The organism is Amorphus sp. MBR-141 (genome assembly GCF_053628695.1).
In genome coordinates this window covers 328,129-346,831 of the sequence record NZ_JBRJGW010000002.1, presented here as the reverse complement: position 1 = coordinate 346,831, position 18,703 = coordinate 328,129, and the positions used below count along the sequence as shown (strand labels likewise).

Sequence of the window (18,703 nt, the reverse complement as noted above, 5' to 3'; positions counted from 1 at the left end):
CCGATCCGATGCAAACCACATCCCAGGCGGCCGCCGGCGTGCTCGTTCCCCAGATCGAGATCGACCAGACGAGCAAGCATTTCTACGACGGCAAGGGGGAGTTCGTCGAAGCGCTCAAGCCCATTTCGCTGACCATCAACGAGGGCGATTTCGTCGCCATCGTCGGCCCGTCGGGCTGCGGCAAGAGCACACTGCTGAACATCCTCGGCGGCTTCGACAAGCCCACCGCCGGCCGCGTCCTGGTCGACGGCGAGCCGATCTCCGGCCCCGACATCCAGCGCGGCATGGTGTTCCAGGACTACGCGCTGTTTCCGTGGCTCTCGGTTCTCGACAACGTCGCGTTCGGGCTGCGCAAGACCCATTCCCGGGAGGAGGCGCGCGCCGTCGCCCGGGAGTGGCTCGAGCTCGTCGGGCTCGGCGATTTCGCCATGAAGGCGCCCAAGCAGCTCTCGGGCGGCATGAAGCAGCGCGTGGCGATCGCCCGCACCTTCGCCACCAATCCCAAGCTGATCCTGATGGACGAGCCGTTCGGCGCCCTCGACGCGCTGACGCGGCGGTTCCTGCAACAGCAGCTCCTCAACATCTGGAGCAAGCACCGCAAGACGGTGGTGTTCATCACCCATTCCGTCCAGGAGGCGGTCTATCTCGCCACCCGCGTCGTGGTGTTCACCGCCAGGCCCGGCCGCATCAAGCGCGACCAGGCGGTCGACCTTGCCTATCCGCGGCGGATCAACGATCCGGGGTTCCGCGATGTCGAGGCGATGATCTTCGAGTCCCTCGACGAGGAATTGGCGAAAACCTTCAAGCTGGAAGCATCGGATGGGCATGCAGACTGATGTGGGCGTGATCCGCCCTGGCGCCGACATGCCCCGGTCGCCGGCCTTTCGACCATCTGGCAGCCTGCGCGAACTCGATCGCGAGGTCGGCGCCTTCTGCGAGATCTTCGACGCGCCGGAAGGGGTGCCGGGCGCGGCCGGCCCGCTCTCCGGGCACGCCTTCGCGGTCAAGGAAGTGCTCGATCAGGCCGGCCGGCGCGCCGCCTGGGGCCTCGACCTCCTCAAGGATCGGATTGCGGACACCACGGCGCCGGTCGTCTCCCGCATCGCCGCAGCCGGCGCCGTCTGCGTCGGCACCACCCGCTCGACCGCCCTGGCGATCACCGGCGACAGCGGCACACGCAACCCGTGGGACCTGTCGCGCACGCCGGGCGGCTCGTCGGCCGGGTCGGCGGCTGCGGTGGCGATCGGCGCGGTCGACTTCGCCATCGGCACCCAGACGGTCGGGTCGATCGTCCGCCCTGCCGCCTATTGCGGGGTCGTCGGCTTCAAGCCGTCCTTCGGCCGGGTGCCGACCGAGGGCGGCATGTGCCTGTCGGCGGAGCTCGACCACGTCGGCTTCCTGGCGAAGGACGTGGCGACCGCCCGGGCCGCCTACGCCCTGTTCGACCCGGCGCCGGATCCGGTCCCGGGCCTCGGCGGCATCCAGCTGCTCTTTCCCGACATGGGCTTCGAGATGGAGCCGGAGGCGGGCTGGCCGGCGATCGCCGACGGTGTCCGCGCGGCGGCGGCACGGCTCGGCTGGAGCGCCGCCGCGACCACGCTTCCCGATGGCGTCGCCCGTGACGAAGAGGCGATCCTCCGCACTCTGCTCGTCGCCGGCATCCACGCCAACCACGGGGACTGGATCCGGTGCCATGGCGACCGTCTGCCAGCGGCGCTGATCGCGCTGGAGGCCGCCGGCGCGCGGGTCGGAGCAGGCGGTCTTGCCGATGCGCTGGCCGCCCGGGACCGTGTGCGCGCCCTGATGGAGGCGGCCGTCCCCGATGATGCCGTTCTGGTGATGCCGTCGATCATCGACGTGGCGCCGAAGATCGGTTCGGGCACCGGGCGGCGGGATCCCCAGCGCCTGGCCACGCTGATCGGCTGGCCAGCCCTCAACCTGCCCTGGGGGACGGCGGAGATGCCCGATGGCATCCGCCTGCCGCTCGCCGTCCAGCTCGTCGCCAAGCGGGGTCGCGATCACATTCTGCTCGACGTGGCGGAACGGCTCGCGGGCCACGCGCCGCCATCGGTCGGAGGCTAGATCGCCGGTCGCACCGGCCGGGACCCCGGCACCCGCGCCTGCTTCCGGCTGGCGGCGGAATTCTGAACGGCGCCGCTACTTTCCAGTCTTTTCCAATGTCTCCGGTTGGTGGCTCGGGAGGGGAGCACTACGGTCGTCATTGCTTCGGCCCGCTGTGCGCCGACGGCCGGACATCAATCGTGCGGGGGACGGGTCGGATGACAGGCTATCGGATCGGTGACGGGCGCGCGGTCGGCGCGGCCCTCTTCGCAGGGCTGGCGCTGGCGTGCGCGGGCAGCGGGCAGGCGAGGGCGGACGACGCGCTGCCGCCGCCGATGGCGCCGGGCGTGACGATCCCCGACGGCCAGATCGAGCGGGCGATCGATGCGCTCGACGGCGTCGCCGCCGACATCTTCCGGCGCTCCGGCCTGCCCGGCATGTCCGTCGTCGTCGTGCGCGACGGCAAGACCGTGTTCGCCAAGGGCTACGGCGTGCGCAAGGCCGGCGAGGATGCCACGGTCGATGCCGACACGGTGTTCCAGGTCGCCTCGCTGTCGAAGTCCATCAGCGCGACGGTCGTCGCCCATGCCGTCGGCAAGGGGCTGGTCAGCTGGGACACGCCGCTGGTCCAGCACCTGCCGTGGTTCGAGCTGTCCGACCCCTACGTGACCAGCCATGTCACGGTCGGCGACATGTTCGCCCATCGCTCGGGGCTGCCGCCTCACGCCGGCGACAACCTGGAGGATATCGGTTTCGACCGCGACGAGGTTCTGAAGCGGCTGAAGTACCTGCCGCTCGCGAGCTTCCGCAACACCTATGCCTACACCAATTTCGGCCTCACCGCCGGAGCCGAGGCGGTCGCCGCGGCGGCCGGGACTGACTGGGAAACGCTGGCCGAAGAGACCATCTTCCAGCCGCTCGGCATGACCTCCACCAGCTTCCGGTTCGATGATTTCGTGACGCGCGAGAACCGCGCGCCCGGCCATGCAAAGCTTGGTGGAACCTGGCAGGCGTCGGTTGCCCGCCAGCCCGATCCGCAGGCGCCGGCGGGGGGCGTGAGCGCGTCGGCGAACGATCTCGGCAAGTGGCTGGCGATGCTGATGGAAGAAGGCGGGGACATCGTGCCGAAGGCGGCGCTGCTTCCGGCCACCCAGGCCCAGATGCCGAGCGACACGATGCCGTCGCCGGCCGCCCGTCCGGGCCTCTACGGCTACGGCATCGGCACCGGCGTCGATGCCTCCGGCCGGGTCGTCCTCAGCCACTCCGGCGCGTTCGCGCTTGGCTCCGGCACCAACTACATGCTGCTGCCCCTCGACGACATCGCCATCGGCGTGCTGACCAACGGCTCGCCGGTCGGCGCGGCGGAATCGGTTTCGCGGACGTTCATGGACCTGGTCGAGTTCGGCGAGCCCGAGCGGGACTGGTTTGCGGCCTATGCGCCGCGCTTTGCCCCGATGATGGATCCGGTCGGCGAACTGGTGGGCAAGCAGCCGCCGGCCGACCCGACGGGCCCCGGCATGGACGATCAGCTCCTCGGCACCTACGAAAGCGCGTACTTCGGACCGATGGAGATCGCCGACAGCGGCGAGGGGCTGGTGGTGAAGCTTGGGCCCAAGCCGATGACCTATCCGCTCACCTACTGGGACGGGCGGACCTATGTCCTGCAGCCGCGTGACGAGAACAATCCGGACGGTTCGGTGTCGATGCTGACGTTCGCGCCCGCCGGGCCGCGCGAACGGGCGACGTCGGTCACCATCGAGTTTCTGAACGGCAATGGTCTCGGGACGTTCACGCGCGACTGAGCGGCAACGCTTCCCGGCCGATCGCCGGAGCACTGCGCGGGCCTGCCGCGCTTTGAGACAGGATGCCGGTGGCGTCATGCGCTGCCGGATGGGAGCAGGGGGAAGGATCCATGACGGGCGCTGCTGGTTTGGGGATGGGCGCGCGCAGGATGGCCGTTGCCGGCTGCGCCGCGCTCTTCGTCGCGTTCGGGGGCGCCTCGATCGTCCGAGCCGACGACGTGCCGCCGGACCTGGCGTCGGTCGCACCCATCACCCCCGCGCAGATCGAGGCCGCCATCGAGCGCCTTGACGGGATCGTCACCGAGGCGATGGCGCGATCCGGCACACCGGGCGTCGCGGTGGCGGTGGTGCGCGACGGCAAGACGGTCTTCGCCAAGGGCTACGGCGTCCGCAAGGCCGGCGAGGACGCCCGGGTCGATGCCGACACCGTCTTCCAGTTGGCCTCGGTCTCCAAGTCCATCAGCGGCTCCGTCGTGGCGCACGAAGTCGGCGTCGGCCATGTGGGCTGGGACACGCCGCTGGTCGCGCACCTGCCGTGGTTCGAGCTGTCCGATCCGTACGTCACGAGCCACGTCACGGTCGCCGACATGTTCGCCCACCGCTCCGGCCTGCCCGGCCAGGCTGGGGATCTTCTAGAGGGCCTCGGCTTCGACCGTCGGGAGATCCTCGAACGCCTGCGGCTGATGCCGCTCGCCAGCTTCCGCGACACCTACGCCTACGCCAACTTCGGCCTGACCGCCGGTGCCGAAGCCGTGGCCGCGGCCTCCGGGCAGGAGTGGGCCGATCTTGCCGAGAGCGCGATCTTCGCCCCGCTGGGGATGACATCGACGAGCGGGCGCTTTGCCGACTTCGCGGCGCATGTGGACCGGGCGTCCCTGCACGTGCTGGTCGACGGCGTCTACCGGCCGAAGTTCGTTCGCCAGCCCGATGCGCAGTCGCCGGCCGGCGGGGTCTCGTCGACGGTCAACGATCTGGCCCGCTGGATGACGATGCTCCTCCAGGACGGCGTCTACGAGGGCCGCGAGATCGTCGCTCCCGAACCGCTGCGGATGGCGATGCAGCCGCAGATCGTCAGCGCGCCGGCCGCCACCATCGCCGGCCGGCCGCGTTTCTACGGGTTCGGCTTCACCCAGACGATCTCCTCCTCCGGCCGCCTTCTGATCGGCCACTCGGGAGCCTTCTCGGTGGGCGCGGGAACCGCCTTCTCGCTGATCCCGTCGGCCGATGTCGGGGTGGTGGTGCTCACCAATGCCGCGCCCAACGGGACCGCGGAGGCGATCGCCCGCCAGTTCGAGGACCTCGTCCAGACCGGGGCGGTCGAACGGGACTGGTACGCGCTGTTCAACGGGGCCTTCACCCAGATGCTGGCGCCCGGCGGGGCGCTGTTCGGCGCGCCGCGGCCGTCCGATCCGGCGCCCTCCGCCGATGCGGCGGCACTGCTGGGCACCTACGACAACGCCTATTTCGGACCGGCCGAGATCGCCGGCGGCGCCGGCCAGCTGACCCTGAAGATCGGACCGGCCGCGCGGACCTTCCGGCTCACCCACTGGGACGGCGATACCTTCACCTTCGATCCGGACGCCGACGACGGTATCGTCGGCTCGGTGTCATCGGTGACGTTCGACATCGATGGGACCCGGGCGCGCACGATGACCATCGAGGCTTACGACGGCAACGGTCTCGGCACCTTCGAGCGGCGCTGAACCGACCGCTCGGACACCGGATACGGCCCGGCCCACGGACGCCATCTTCGCCGATTTCGGGACGTATTCCGCCGCCGGCCAGACGCCGCCTTTCGCGCGCTGACGGCCACGCGGAACCCGGGCGCCGCGGGCCGCGCGGTCCTCGCCCTGCCTCAGGACGCCAGCTGCATCGACGCCTGGCGCACCTGACGGGTGGCGGTGTCCACCTGCTGGGTGGAGGCGGCGATGGCCGACATGTTCTCCATGATGGTGTCGACGCCCTGCGAGGCGGTCTGCATGTTCATCGACATGTCGCGCGTCACCGCCGCCTGCTCCTCGACCGCCGAGGCGATGCTGACCGAGATGGTGTTGATCTCGGTGATCCGCTGGCCGATGGCCGACAGCGCGGCGACGGCCTGCTGGGTGGTGCCCTGAACGGCGGCGATGTTCGCGCTGATCTCGTCGGTCGCCTTCGCCGTCTGCCCGGCGAGGTTCTTCACCTCCGCGGCGACGACCGAGAAGCCGCGACCGGCATCGCCGGCCCGCGCGGCTTCGATGGTGGCGTTGAGCGCGAGCAGGTTGGTCTGCGCGGCGATGTTGTTGATCAGGTTGACGATGTCGCCGATGCGCTGGGCCGCTTCGGACAGTCCGCCGACGATCGTGTTGGTGCGGTCTCCCTCATGGACGGCCTCCTCGGAAATGCGCAGCGCGTGGGTGACCTGCTGGCTGATCTCGGCGACCGAGGCGGCCAGTTCTTCGGCCCCGGAGGCGACGGCCTGCACGTTCGCCGACGTCTGCTGGGAGGCGGAAGCCGCCGTGGACGCCTGGCGGCTCGCATCGGTGATCTCAAGGGAGATCTGGCCGAGATCCGCATCGATGTCGCTCTGGAGCGCTTCCCGGCGCCGCCGGTCGGCGACCTGGGCCGTCAGGTCGGTGGCGAACTTCACCACGCCGACGGGCCGCCCGGCAGCGTCGAGGATCGGGTTGTAGGACGCCTGGATCCAGACCTCTCGGCCGCCCTTGCCGATCCGCTTGTATTCGGCGACCTGGAACTCGCCGCGCGCCAGCGCTTCCCAGAACTGGTGATACTCGACGCTCTCGCGGAACGCCGGCTCGACGAACATGGAGTGGTGCTTGCCGACGATCTCGTCGTGCGCATAGCCCATCGTCTTGAGAAAGTTGTCGTTGGCGTCGAGGATCGTCCCGTCCACCCCGAAGCGGATGATCGCCTGCGATCGCGAAATCGCGGCGATCTGGCCCTCGAGCAAGGCGGTGTGCATCGTCTGCTCGGTGACGTCGGCGGCCACCTTGACCACCTTCACCACCTTGTTGCCGCTCGTCACGGGGTTGTAGGTGGCCCGGAGCCAGACTTCCTTGCCGTTCTTGCCGAAGCGCTGGAATTCCGCCGACTTGAACGCATTGGCGCGCAGGTCTGCCCAGAAGGTCTGATACTCCGCGCTTTCCGCGTAGGCCTTGCCGATGAAGATCTCGTGGTGCCGTCCGACGACCTCGTCCAGCTGATAGCCCATCAGATCGAGGAAGTTGGTGTTTGCGCGCAGGATAACTCCCTCGGGCGAAAACTCGATGATGGCAAGGGACTTGTCGAGTGCGGCAAGCACACGGTCAGCGTCGGCGTTCGGCAGGAGACGGAACATGATGATGCACTCTCGTGATGCAGCGGATCCGTATCTCTACGTATCGAAGCTTGCGCCGACGTTGCGGCCCGAGAGGCATGCCGCTGCCAGCCCGTGCGCTGCCGGGCAGGCCCCGTCCGGGTCGATCCGATCCGGACGGGGATGCGGGCGGTGAGGCTTTAGTCCTTCGGCATCTTCATGCCGTGGTCGTGGCCGTCGCCGTCGGGCGCCGGGGCGCCGGGAGGAGTCGCGGTCATCTCCAGCTCGACGGAGCCGGCCTTCTCGAAGGTCAGCGTGACCGGCACGAGGCTGCCCGCCTCGATCGGCGCGTCGAGGCCCATGAACATGATGTGCTCGCCGCCGGGGGCGAGCTGCACCGTTTCACCGGCCGGAACCGGGATGCCGCCCTCGACGGGCCGCATCTTCATGATGCCGTCGGCCATCTCCATCGTGTGGAGTTCGACCTTCTTGGAGATCGGCGAGGCGGCGCCGACCAGCCGGTCGTCGGTGGTGCCGGTGTTGGTGATGGTGACGAAGCCGCCGCCGTTGGCCGCCCCCGGGGGCGTTGCCCGGGTCCAGGGGGTGGAGATCGTCAGGTCACCGACCTTGATGTCGTGGGCCGCGGCCGGGGCGGCGGCGAGGATGAGGGTGGCAGCGACGGCTGCGATGAGGTTGCGCATGGACTTGGCTCCATTTCCGGGACGGGTGCCGTGCACCGTCGCGTCCCGATCAGCATCATGGAAAGGCGCCGATCCGTCGGGATCGGCGCGCAGCACTGCAGGGGGCGGGCGGCCTCGTCGCGGATCGCGGGCGGCGCGCCGGATCACGCGTGGGCTGGGGGCGCGCGGGCGTGGGGCAGGAGGCGCAAGGTGCGCGGGCCCCCGGCGATGACCGCTTCGGCCATCGGCACGGCGGCTGCGCCGGCTGCGGCGTCGAGCCCGCCGGAGGGGGCCGGCGGCAGGCAGGCGCCGGTCAGGCACGCGGCCCGGCAGAGCGCCATGCAGCAGGGCGCATGGCCGGCGGCGGGTGCGGTCCCGTCGTCGCCGGCGGGCACGACGCGGCCCGAGCACAGGACCGTCCCCGCAGAGGCAGGGGTCCCCGCCATCGCGCCGTTCGCCACCGCGCCGACCAGCCCCTGAAGCACGACGAGATAGGCGATGAGCGAGACGATTGCTCCGCCCAGACCCCGGTCCGCCATCAGAAGCCGAATGGTGCGCATCGGATGGTGATAGCCGACCTGGATTGCAGGCGCCATGGCGGCCGATCGGGGGGATCCTGCGCCATGGTGTCCCGGCGCGGATCGCCGCGGCGGGTGGAAATCCGCCGATGCGTCTGGCAAAACACCGGCAGGCTGGAGGCATTTCGGGTCGGGTGGGGCCACCTGGTCGGCAGGAAATCTCTCCGGAATCGACTGCTTGAGTATTTCCCGGCCGGGCCGCTTCGGCGTCGTCCGGGAATGCCGAGGGCGAATGGGCCGTGGACAGACCCCTGTTCCATTTGCGACCCTTTCGCCCGTGTCTGCCGTTCTGCCGAACCATCACGTCTGTCGTCTCTGATCCGGGTGTCGCATGCGCAGTTTTCTGGTTGCTCTCCTCCTCTCCTTCTTCCTCACGGCAGGCGGAGCATCCGCGCAACTGGGGCTTCCGCTGGGAACCGGTTCGGGGGGCGGCGAGAGCGCCGCGAGCGCGCCTGAAGGCGGCGCTCCGGCCGACGGCACGGAGGCGCCGGCGGCAGGCTCGGTGGACGCGCTGATCCAGATCCTGGAGAACGACGAGGCGCGGGCCGAGCTCATCAACAAGCTGAAGACGACGGCGACCGGTGCTCCGGCCGCCGAAGCGGCGGTCGAAGAGGAGGACATGGGCCCCGCCCGGCTCGCCGCCGAATACACCCGCTCGCTCGCCAACCAGGCGGCGACGGTGGTCACCGCCTTCACCCGCGTCGGCGCCGATCTCGGCGACGCGTTCGACGGCGGCGGCGGGGTCGACCTGGCCAAGTTCGGCCGCACCGTCCTCAATCTCTGCCTGTCGATCGCCGTCGTCTTCGGCTCGTTCCTGGTGCTGCGCATCCTCGCCCGGGCCCTGCTCCGGACGCTGGCGCGCCGCGCGGAAGGCAGGGGCTGGGCGGCCCGGGTGATGTATCTCGTGCCGACGCTCTTGGTCGAAGCCGCGACGGTCGTGCTGGCCTGGCTCGCCGGCTACGTCTTCTCGCTCTATTTCGGCACGCGCGGCGAGATGAGCATCTACCAGACGCTCTTCCTCAACGCCTTCATCGTCATCGAGGCGATCAAGCTGGTCGCCCGGCTGCTGTTCATGCCGAGCTTTCCCTCGCTGCGCTTCGTGCCGCTCGCCGACACCGGCGCGGCCTACTGGTACTTCTGGCTCAGCCGGGTGATCAGCCTGGTCGGCTACGGCCTGCTCTTCGTCGTGCCGGTGGCGGCTTCCGAGATCACCCCGCGCTTCGCGGACGCGCTGAAGGTGCTGTTCGTGCTGACGGCGATCGTCATGACGATCCTGATCGTGCTGCAGAACAAGACGCGCGTGCGCGGCTTCCTGCATCGGCGGATGGAGGCGGGCAAGACCGACGCGCTCGGCCGCTTCTTCGCCTTCCTGGGCAACCACTGGCACCAGATCACCATCCTCTACCTGATCGCCTTCTTCATCGTGTGGCTGGTCAATCCGATCGAGGCGCTGCCGTTCATGCTGCGCGCCACGGTGGAATCGCTCATCGCCATCGTCGTGGGCGTCCTCGTCACCGCCTTCATCTCCAAGGCGATCTCGCTGGGCCTGCGGCTGCCGGCGGACGTCAAGGAGCGGCTGCCGCTGCTGGAGACGCGCCTCAACGCCTTCGTGCCGACGGTCCTCAAGGTGGTGCGGCTGGTGGTGCTGGTGGTGGTCCTGCTGGCGATCGCCGACGCCTGGAACCTGCTCAAGGTGTTCGACTGGATGGTGTCGGAGGACGGCCAGGGCTTCATCGGCCGGATCATGTCGGTGGTGATCGTGCTGGCCATCGGCGGCGGCATCTATCTCGCCGTCACCTCGTGGATCGAGTACCGGCTCAACCCGTCCTACGGGCGGGCGCCGACGGCGCGCGAGACGACGCTCCTGTCGCTCCTGAAGAACGCCTTCACGATCATCCTGTGCGTGATCCTGTTCATGCTGGTGCTGTCGGAGATCGGGGTGAACATCGGCCCGCTGCTCGCCTCCGTCGGCGTGCTCTCGCTGGCCTTCTCGTTCGGCGCCCAGAAGATGGTGCAGGACGTCGTCACCGGCGTGTTCATCCAGTTCGAGAACGCCATGAACACCGGCGACGTCGTCGGGGCCGGCGGCATCACCGGCGTCGTCGAACGGCTGTCGATCCGCTCGGTGTCGCTGCGCTCGCTCGACGGCACGCTGCACATCGTGCCGTTCTCCTCCGTCGACGCCGTCTCCAACTACATGAAGGGCTTCTCCTTCCACGTGGCGGAGATCGGCGTCGCCTACCGCGAGAACATCCCCGACGTGAAGCAGGCGATGCACGACGCCTTCGACATGCTGAAGGCGACCGAGCACGGGGAGAGCATCATCGGCGACCTGGAGATGCACGGCGTCACCCAGTTCGCCGACTCCTCCGTCGTCGTGCGGGCCCGCATCAAGACGCCGCCGGGCAGCCAGTGGGGCGTCGGCCGCGCCTACAACGAGATCATCAAGGAGGTGTTCGACGCCCGCGGCATCGAGATCCCGTTCCCCCACGTCACGCTCTACATGGGCGAGGACAAGGCCGGCAACGCGCCGCCGATGCGGGTGCTCAACGAGCGCGCGTCCCGGACGGCGCTGCCGGAAACGGCCGCGGAGGAGGCGTCCGAGACCGCCGATGCGCCGGTCGAGGAAGGCGTCGTCGAGGAGCCCCGCAAGGGGCCGATCACGCCGTCCAACCAGGACGGCCCCGACGCCGACGGCGGTCGCTGAGCAAACCCAGGAAAAGTGGGAACCGGTTTTCCGTCCGGGTTTGCGGGGAATGAACCGGCAAACCCAGGAAAAGTGGGAACCGGTTTTCCGTCCGGGTTTGCGGGGGAGAGACCCGGCAAATCCGGAAAAAGGAAAACCGGCCCGGCGCCTCAGAGCGCCGAGGACAGCATCTTCACCGCCGTCAGCGCCAGGAAGACCGCGAAGGCGAGCTTCAGGTAGCGCTGATTGAGCCGGTGGGCGAGGCCGGCGCCGATCGGCGCGCACAGGAACGTCACCGGGAAGATGACGATCGCCGCCGGCACGCTGATGTAGCCGAGCGACAGCGGCGGCCGCCCGTCGACGCCCATCCCCGACCAGATGAAGCCGAGGACGCCCGGCACCGCGATCAGCAGGCCGATCGCCGAGGCGGTGCCCACCGCCTTGTGGATCGGGAACGAGAACGACGACAGCGTCGGCACCGAGAGCGTGCCGCCGCCGATGCCCATCAGCGACGAGAACAGGCCGATCACGAAGGCGATCGCCCGGTTCACCCAGCTGTTCTTCGGCAGCTGGTCGCTGATCACCAGCGTCTTCGGGATCGCCATGTTCACCGACACGGCGAGCGCGATGATGCCGAAGATGAACAGCAGGCCCTCGCCGTCGATGACCTTCGACAGACCGCCGCCGAGGAGCGCGCCGACGGCCACCGCCGGTCCCCACAGCTTCAGCAGGCTGATATCGACGGCGCCGCGCTTGTTGTGGGCGCGCATCGAGGAGATCGAGGTCGGAATGATCGTCAGGAGCGACGTGGCGACGGCGATCGGCATGGCGATCGCCGGGTCGAAATGCAGCGTCGTCATGATCCAGAACAGCACCGGCACGATGACGATGCCGCCGCCCACGCCGAGCAGTCCGGCCAGGATCCCGGCGACGACGCCGGTGGCGATCAGCCCGACCACGAGCTGGATCAGGAGGGCGGTGGAGTATCCATCGATTGTCATGACGGCCTTTTCGCAAGCGTCGCCCGGTCGTCGCCGACGGCCTGGGCGCAATGCCGGTGGTCCGCGTCGGGGGAGGCCTCGGCGGTCCGGCGGAAATCGAGGGATCGGCGGCCGATGACGGTCGGCGATCGGCGGGTCGGTCCGAAGGCGTGAAGCCGCCGGGTGCTCTGAGCTAGCAAATATCGGTATTCTGGGGAAGGTGCGACATCGGGCGGCCATGCCGCCGCATCTGTGCATGGAGCTTATGTTCGTCCGCGGCTTCGAATTTGGGCAACGCCGCCCGAGCCCCTATTGTTCGCCCGGAAAAGAAAAGACACACGGGAGGATCGCGCCGGGACGCCGGCGGCCGCACGGCCGCGCCGCCTCGCGCTCCGCCCGGGCCCCTCGTTTCGACATCCAGCCAGGAGTTCTTCCATGAGCAAGACCGCGCTCGTCATCAGCGCCCATTCCGCCGACTTCGTCTGGCGGTGCGGCGGCGCCATCGCGCTCCACCAGAAGCAGGGCTACGAGGTCACCGTGGTTTGCCTCTCCTATGGCGAGCGCGGCGAGAGCGCCAAGCTGTGGAAGCAGGAGGGCATGACGCTGGAGAAGGTGAAGGCCGAGCGCCGCAAGGAGGCCGAGAACGCCGCCGCCGCGCTCGACGTCCACGACATCCAGTTCTTCGACGTCGGCGACTACCCGCTCGATCTCGGCCGCGAGACCCAGGACCGGATGGTCGACGTCATCCGCGCCGTCCAGCCGGCCTTCATGATGAGCCACTCCAAGTGGGACCCGTACAACACGGACCACATGTACACGACCGACTTCGCGCTCACCTGCCGCATGATCGCCCAGGCCTGGGGCCACAACCCTGGTCAGAAGGTGCTCGGCGCGCCGCAGCTCTACCTGTTCGAGCCGCACCAGACCGAGCAGATGGAATGGAAGCCGGACACCATCCTCGACATCACCGAGGTGTGGGACAAGAAGTGGGCGGCGATCCAGTGCATGCAGGGCCAGGAGCATCTCTGGCACTTCTACGAGAACGTCGCCGAGAACCGCGCCAACCACTTCCGCCGCAACTCCGGCGGCCAGTCCGGCGGCCGCGACTCCCGCTACGCCGAGGCCTTCCAGTCGGTCTTCCCCCGCACCGTGGACACGCTGTGATGGCCGGCTCGACCACACAATCCGGCATCGTCGTCCAGACCATCGAGCGCGCCGACCAGGCGGTGATCGACGGGCTCGGCGCATGCGGCGTGGCGACCGTGCACGAGGCGCAGGGCCGCAAGGGCCTGCTCGCCGCCTACATGCGGCCGATCTATCCCGGAGCGCGCCTGGCGGCCTCTGCGGTGACGATCTCGGCGCCGCCCTGCGACAACTGGATGGTCCATGTCGCCATCGAGCAGCTCAAGGCCGGCGACATCCTCGTCCTCGCGCCCACATCGCCGTCCGATGCCGGCTATTTCGGCGACCTTCTGGCGACGTCCGCCAAGGTGCGCGGCTGCAAGGGGCTGGTGATCGATGCCGGCGTGCGCGACACGCGCGACCTGACCGAAATGGGATTCCCGGTCTGGTCGAAGGCGGTTTTCGCCCAGGGGACGGTCAAGGAGACGCTCGGCTCGGTCAACGTGCCGGTCGTCTGCGCCGGCGAACTGGTCAACCCGGGCGACGTGATCGTCGCCGACGATGACGGCGTCTGCGTGGTCCGCCGCGAAGAGGCGGCGGACGTGCTGAAGAAGGCGAAGGCACGCGAGGCGAACGAGGCCGAGAAGCGGGCCCGTTTCGAGGCCGGCGAACTCGGCCTCGACATCTACGGCATGCGCGAGCAGCTCGCGGCCAAGGGCCTGAAATATGTCTGAGAGGCATCATGGCTGAGACCGGCGTGCCCTGCATGTGGATGCGGGGCGGCACCTCCAAGGGCGGCTACTTCCTGAAGGACGACCTGCCGGCCGATCCGGCCGCGCGGGACCGCTTCCTGCTCCGCATCATGGGCTCGCCCGACGACCGCCAGATCGACGGGATGGGCGGGGCCGACCCGCTCACCTCCAAGGTCGCGGTGATCTCGAAGTCGGAGCGCGAGGGCGTCGACGTCGACTACCTGTTCCTGCAGGTCTTCGTCGACCAGGCGCTGGTCTCCGACAGCCAGAACTGCGGCAACATCCTCGCCGGCGTCGGGCCGTTCGCGCTGGAGCGGGGTCTCGTGGAGGCGGCGGGCGACAAGACCGACGTCCGCATCTTCATGGAGAACACCAGCCAGATCGCGGTGGCCACGGTGGAAACCCCCGGCGGCCGCGTCACCTATGAGGGTGAGGCCCGCATCGACGGCGTGCCCGGCACCTCCGCGCCGATGGGCATCGTCTTCGAGGACACCGCCGGCTCCACCTGCGGGGCGCTGCTGCCCACCGGCAACGCCGTGGATACGGTCGAGGGCGTCGAGGTGACGCTGATCGACAACGGCATGCCGTGCGTCATCCTCGCCGCCGCCGACTTCGGCCTCACCGGCGACGAGACCCCGGCGGAGCTGGAGGCGAACGAGGATCTGCGGGCGCGGGTGGAAAAGATCCGCCTCGCCGTCGGGCCGATGATGAACCTCGGTGACGTCAGCGAAAAGTCGGTGCCGAAGATGACGCTGGTCTCGCCGGCGACCGATGGCGGCTGCATCTCCACCCGCACCTTCATCCCGCACCGCGCCCACAAGGCGATCGGCGTGCTCGGCGCGGTGTCGGTCGGCACCGCCTGCCTGCTCGACGACGGCCCCGCCGCGCGCATCGCCAGCGTGCCGGACGGCCGGGAGAAGTCGCTCTCCATCGAGCACCCGACCGGCGAGTTCACCGTCATCGCGACGATGGACGATGCCGGCCAGGTCCAGTCCGCCGGCGTCCTGCGCACCGCCCGCAAGCTCATGGACGGGACGGTGTTCGGCTAGCAATTCCCAGGAAAAGTGCTCTTGCGGTCGGGAGGATCGGATCTGCGAACGTGGGCCGCGACAGAATCAGCGCGCGGCACTAGTCTTCGCCGCATCATGACCTCTGAGCGACCGTCGGGGCGATGCGCGAGTATCCCAACCTCCGCCATATCAGGCTGATCGATGCCGCCGTCCGGCTTGGCTCGCTGACGCGCGGCGCCGACGCGGTGGGGATCTCGCAGCCCGCCGCCTCCCAGGCGCTCGCCCGGCTGGAGCGGCTGTTCGGCGGACGGCTGCTGGAGCGCTCCGGCGCGAAGGTGGTGGCGACGCCGCGCGGCGAGGTGGTGGCGCGCCGGTCGAAGCGCGCGCTGGGGCTGCTGAAATCCGGCCACGCCCGGCTCGCGCGGCTGACCAAATCCGGCAGCCGCGCCGCCGATCTCGCCGAACCGCAGACCTCGATGACCCATCTGCGCGCGCTGGCGGCGTTTGCCGAGACCGGCAGCTTCTCCGCCGCCTCGCGCCGCCTGCGGCTCACCGAGCCGTCGGTGCAGCGCGCCGCCCGTGAGATGGAGCAGATCGCCGCCGTGCCGCTCTTCGACGGCGGCGGGCGGCATCTGGTGCTGTCGCCGGCCGGCCGGCTGCTCGCCCGCCACGCCACCCTGGTGCTCAAGGAGATCGACGCCGCCTTCGACGAGATCCGCGAGCTCTCCGGCGCCTTCGACGGCCGCGTCGTCATCGGCACGCTGCCGCTGGTGCGCACGCGCATCGTGCCCGCCGCTGTGGTGGCGCTGACGGAGAAGCGCCCCGAGGCCGACGTGGAGATCGTCGACGGCCCCTACGACACGCTGATCCAGGATCTCGCCAATGGCAGGGTCGACGTGCTGGTGGGGGCGTTGCGCGAGGATCTCGCCCAGCCCGACCTCGCCCAGGAGGCGCTGTTCACCGACGACCTGTCGATCGTCGCCCGTGCTGGCCATCCGCTCGCCCGCGCGCGCGTCAGCGCGGCGGCGCTCGGCCGCTATCCGTGGGTGCTGCCGCGCCCGGGCACCCCCAGCCGGGCGATGTTCGACCGGCTCGCCGCGCGTTTCGATGCCGACCGGCCGTCCGTCGGCATCGTCGAGACCGGCTCGCTGGTGGCGCTGCGCGGCATCCTGATGCAGTCCAACCGGCTGACCATCCTGTCGCGCCGGCAGATCCTGTTCGAGGAGGAGGCGGGGTTCCTGACGGTCCTCAACTTCGAGCTGGAGGACACCGCCCGGCCGATCGGCCTCACCACCCGCGCCGGCTGGCAGCCCACCACGCTGCAGGCCGACTTCCTGGCCGAACTTCGCCGCGCGGTGGCGGAGGAGGGATCGGGCCTGGCGACGGCGGAACGCCGGTGAGCGACGATCTGGCCGCGCTCGCCCGCCGGACGCAGGCCGTCTACGAGCGCAACGCCGCGCGGTTCGATGCCGAGCGCGCGAAGGGCCTGGTCGAGCGGGTCTGGCTCGAGCGCTTCCTCGACGGCCTTGCCCCGGGCGCGACGATCCTCGATCTCGGCTGCGGCGCAGGCGATCCGATCGCCCACTTCTTCATGGATCGCGGCTTCCGGGTGACCGGCGTCGACGCGTCGCATGCGATGATCGCGCTCGCCCGCACCCGGAGGCCCGACGGCGACTGGCGGATCGGCGACATGCGGAGCCTCGCGCTTGGCGAGCGGTTCGACGGCATCGTCGGCTGGGACAGCTTCTTCCACCTCACCCGGGACGACCAACGCGCGGTGCTGCCGCGGCTGGCGGCGCATCTGAACCCCGGCGGGGCGCCGCTGATGCTGACGGTGGGGCCGGGCGACGGCGAGGTGGCCGGCCGGGTCGGCGACGACCGCGTCTACCACGCCAGCCTGTCGCCCGCCGAGTACAGGGCCGCGCTGGGAGTGCTCGACATCGCCGTGACGGACTTCGTCGCCGAGGACCCCGCCTGCGGTTTCCACACGATCCTGCTCGCCGCGAAGGAGGGCGTGCCGACGGGATGAGGCGCGCCGGGCCCGCGGACCCGGCGCCGGGCAGCCAGCGCGCCGGGAGCGGCTCTCAGACCTGGTATTCGCCCATGTGCTTGTCCAGGAAGGCCAGCGTGCGCTCGCCGGCGATCCGGGCGGAGTCCGCGTCGAACGACGCGCGGTGGTCGCAGTTGAAGCCGTGGCCGGCCGGATAGGTGTAGATCTCCACGTCCGGCCGCTTGCTCCGCACCTCCTCCACGTCCGCCATCGGGATCGTGTGGTCGGTCTCGCCGAAGTGCAGCATCGTCGGGCAGTGCGGCGTCTGGTCGGCCATCTTCACCACCATGCCGCCATAGTAGCCGACGGCGGCGGCCAGGCCGTGCCAGCGGACGGCGGCGGCGAACGCGATGGAGCCGCCGAGGCAGTAGCCCACCACGGCGACCGGCCCGCGCGCGCCGAGATGGTCCTTGGCCGCCTCGGTGTCGCGCATGAAGGCATCGAAGTCCGGATTGGCGATGAAGCCGCGCGCGGTCTTGATCTCCTCCTCGCTGTAGCCGGATTCAAAGCCCGGCTGCTGGCGGTCGAACAGCGCCGGCGCCAGCGCCTCGTAGCCGGCCTCGGCAAACCAGTCGCAGACCTCGCGGATGTGCGCGTTGACGCCGAAGATCTCCTGCACGACGACGACGCCGCCCTTGACGGGCCCCTCTGCCGGCGTGGCGAGGTAGGCGCCCAGGGTGTGTCCGTCGCTGGCGGTCAGGGTGATGTGTTCGCCCATGGTTCGCTTTCCTGTCTGTCGGATGGCGGGAGGCGCATGGCCCCCGGTGTCGGATCGTCGATCCGGGAGCGGTCGCCCTCAGTCGGTAAAGTAGAGCCTCGTCGGGTTGTCGACGAGCAGTCCCTGCATCAGCGCCGGCGTCGGCGCGATCAGCGGCAGCAGGTCGACCAGTTCGCCGTCGTTGGGCATGAAGCGCTTGATGTTCGGATGGGGGAAGTCGGTGCCCCACAGCGCCCGGTCCGGGAACGCCTCGACGAGGCTCCGGGCGAACGGCACCGCGTCGTGGAACGGCGGGCCGGCGCGCGACACCCGCTCGCAGCCCGACACCTTCACCCAGAAGCGCGTGTCCTCCATCAGCTCCTGCAGCAGCCGGAAGGCCGGCTGGTCCAGGCCCCGGCTGGCGTCCACCCGGCCCATGTGGTCGATGACCATGGTCAGCGGGATGCGCTTCAGGACCGGCGCCAGCGTCTCCAGCCGGTCGGCCTCGAAGTGCACCACCAGGTGCCAGCCGAGCGGGGCGATCTTGTCGACCACCCTGAGCACGCCGTCGATGTCGGCGTCGGCGCCCAGGTGGCTGACGAAGTTGAACCGGACGCCCTTGATGCCGCCGTCGTCGAGCCGCTTCAGCTCGTCCGCCGAGACGTCCGGGTCGACCATGGCGATGCCCTTGTAGCGGCCGCCGCCGGCGGCGATGGCATCGAGCATGGCGGTGTTGTCGCGGCCGTGGCAGCTCGCCTGCACGATCACCGACCGCTCGATGCCCAGGTGCCTGTGGAGCGCGAACAGCGTCTCCTTGCCGGCGTCGACGGGGGTGTAGGTGCGGCCCGGCGCGTAGGGAAACGCGTCGCCGGGCCCGAAGACGTGGCAATGGGCGTCGCAGGCGCCCGCCGGCAGCTTGGTCTCGGGGGTCTTCGGGTTGGTGTCGTAGGGAAGTCCGCCCGCTGCCGGTTTGGTGTCCACGTCCATCTC

16 protein-coding genes are annotated in these 18,703 nt (G+C 69.7%); 10 read left to right on the top strand and 6 right to left on the bottom strand.

Going from position 1 to position 18,703, the window contains the following annotated elements:
* Window positions 1-8: 8 nt before the first annotated feature.
* The 4 genes from ACSSVZ_RS04130 (at window position 9) to ACSSVZ_RS04115 (ending at window position 5,566) form a co-directional block, all read left to right on the top strand.
* Complete coding sequence (locus ACSSVZ_RS04130) at window positions 9-836, top strand: ABC transporter ATP-binding protein (protein ID WP_453968462.1); 828 nt, start codon at window positions 9-11, stop codon at window positions 834-836.
* Window positions 820-2,082, top strand: a complete 1,263-nt coding sequence (locus tag ACSSVZ_RS04125; protein ID WP_453968461.1) for an amidase family protein — start codon at window positions 820-822, stop codon at window positions 2,080-2,082. Before ACSSVZ_RS04130 ends, ACSSVZ_RS04125 begins: the two co-directional genes overlap by 17 nt.
* 197 nt (window positions 2,083-2,279) lie before the next feature.
* Complete coding sequence (locus ACSSVZ_RS04120; protein ID WP_453968459.1) at window positions 2,280-3,863, top strand: serine hydrolase; 1,584 nt, start codon at window positions 2,280-2,282, stop codon at window positions 3,861-3,863.
* A 110-nt stretch (window positions 3,864-3,973) separates the two neighbouring features.
* A complete protein-coding gene (locus ACSSVZ_RS04115; protein WP_453968458.1) occupies window positions 3,974-5,566 on the top strand; it encodes a serine hydrolase in 1,593 nt (530 codons plus the stop codon).
* A 152-nt stretch (window positions 5,567-5,718) separates the two neighbouring features.
* Here ACSSVZ_RS04115 and ACSSVZ_RS04110 read toward each other — a convergent pair whose 3' ends face one another.
* The 3 genes from ACSSVZ_RS04110 to ACSSVZ_RS04100 form a co-directional block, all read right to left on the bottom strand.
* Complete coding sequence (locus ACSSVZ_RS04110; RefSeq protein ID WP_453968457.1) at window positions 5,719-7,200, bottom strand: methyl-accepting chemotaxis protein; 1,482 nt, start codon at window positions 7,198-7,200, stop codon at window positions 5,719-5,721.
* A 158-nt stretch (window positions 7,201-7,358) separates the two neighbouring features.
* A complete protein-coding gene (locus ACSSVZ_RS04105; RefSeq protein ID WP_453968456.1) occupies window positions 7,359-7,859 on the bottom strand; it encodes a copper chaperone PCu(A)C in 501 nt (166 codons plus the stop codon).
* A gap of 143 nt (window positions 7,860-8,002) precedes the next feature.
* Window positions 8,003-8,434, bottom strand: coding sequence for a hypothetical protein (locus ACSSVZ_RS04100; RefSeq protein WP_453968454.1), 432 nt, complete (start codon window positions 8,432-8,434; stop codon window positions 8,003-8,005).
* A 313-nt stretch (window positions 8,435-8,747) separates the two neighbouring features.
* Between ACSSVZ_RS04100 and ACSSVZ_RS04095 the strand changes: the two genes are divergently transcribed.
* Complete coding sequence (locus ACSSVZ_RS04095; protein WP_453968453.1) at window positions 8,748-11,123, top strand: mechanosensitive ion channel domain-containing protein; 2,376 nt, start codon at window positions 8,748-8,750, stop codon at window positions 11,121-11,123.
* A 149-nt stretch (window positions 11,124-11,272) separates the two neighbouring features.
* Here the strand turns inward: ACSSVZ_RS04095 and ACSSVZ_RS04090 are convergent, their stop codons facing one another.
* Window positions 11,273-12,103 carry a sulfite exporter TauE/SafE family protein gene (locus tag ACSSVZ_RS04090; protein ID WP_453968452.1) on the bottom strand — a complete coding sequence of 277 codons (831 nt, stop codon included), beginning with the start codon at window positions 12,101-12,103 and terminating at the stop codon, window positions 11,273-11,275.
* A gap of 414 nt (window positions 12,104-12,517) precedes the next feature.
* Here ACSSVZ_RS04090 and ACSSVZ_RS04085 point away from each other — a divergent pair, with 414 nt between their 5' ends.
* The 5 genes from ACSSVZ_RS04085 (at window position 12,518) to ACSSVZ_RS04065 (ending at window position 16,995) form a co-directional block, all read left to right on the top strand.
* Window positions 12,518-13,246, top strand: a complete 729-nt coding sequence (locus ACSSVZ_RS04085) for a PIG-L deacetylase family protein (protein WP_453968451.1) — start codon at window positions 12,518-12,520, stop codon at window positions 13,244-13,246.
* Window positions 13,246-13,938 carry a 4-carboxy-4-hydroxy-2-oxoadipate aldolase/oxaloacetate decarboxylase gene (locus tag ACSSVZ_RS04080; RefSeq protein WP_453968450.1) on the top strand — a complete coding sequence of 231 codons (693 nt, stop codon included), beginning with the start codon at window positions 13,246-13,248 and terminating at the stop codon, window positions 13,936-13,938. The genes ACSSVZ_RS04085 and ACSSVZ_RS04080 overlap by 1 nt, the downstream gene beginning before the upstream one ends.
* A gap of 8 nt (window positions 13,939-13,946) precedes the next feature.
* The gene (locus tag ACSSVZ_RS04075) at window positions 13,947-15,005 is read left to right on the top strand and encodes a 4-oxalomesaconate tautomerase (protein WP_453968449.1); all 1,059 of its coding nucleotides are present in this window, start codon (window positions 13,947-13,949) and stop codon (window positions 15,003-15,005) included.
* A 122-nt stretch (window positions 15,006-15,127) separates the two neighbouring features.
* A complete protein-coding gene (locus tag ACSSVZ_RS04070; protein WP_453968448.1) occupies window positions 15,128-16,366 on the top strand; it encodes a LysR family transcriptional regulator in 1,239 nt (412 codons plus the stop codon).
* Window positions 16,363-16,995, top strand: a complete 633-nt coding sequence (locus tag ACSSVZ_RS04065; RefSeq protein ID WP_453968447.1) for a class I SAM-dependent methyltransferase — start codon at window positions 16,363-16,365, stop codon at window positions 16,993-16,995. Before ACSSVZ_RS04070 ends, ACSSVZ_RS04065 begins: the two co-directional genes overlap by 4 nt.
* A gap of 55 nt (window positions 16,996-17,050) precedes the next feature.
* Here the strand turns inward: ACSSVZ_RS04065 and ACSSVZ_RS04060 are convergent, their stop codons facing one another.
* On the bottom strand, window positions 17,051-17,734 hold the full coding sequence (locus ACSSVZ_RS04060) for a dienelactone hydrolase family protein (RefSeq protein WP_453968446.1): 684 nt from the start codon (window positions 17,732-17,734) through the stop codon (window positions 17,051-17,053).
* A gap of 78 nt (window positions 17,735-17,812) precedes the next feature.
* Window positions 17,813-18,700, bottom strand: coding sequence for an amidohydrolase family protein (locus tag ACSSVZ_RS04055; protein WP_453968444.1), 888 nt, complete (start codon window positions 18,698-18,700; stop codon window positions 17,813-17,815).
* Window positions 18,701-18,703: the final 3 nt, after the last annotated feature.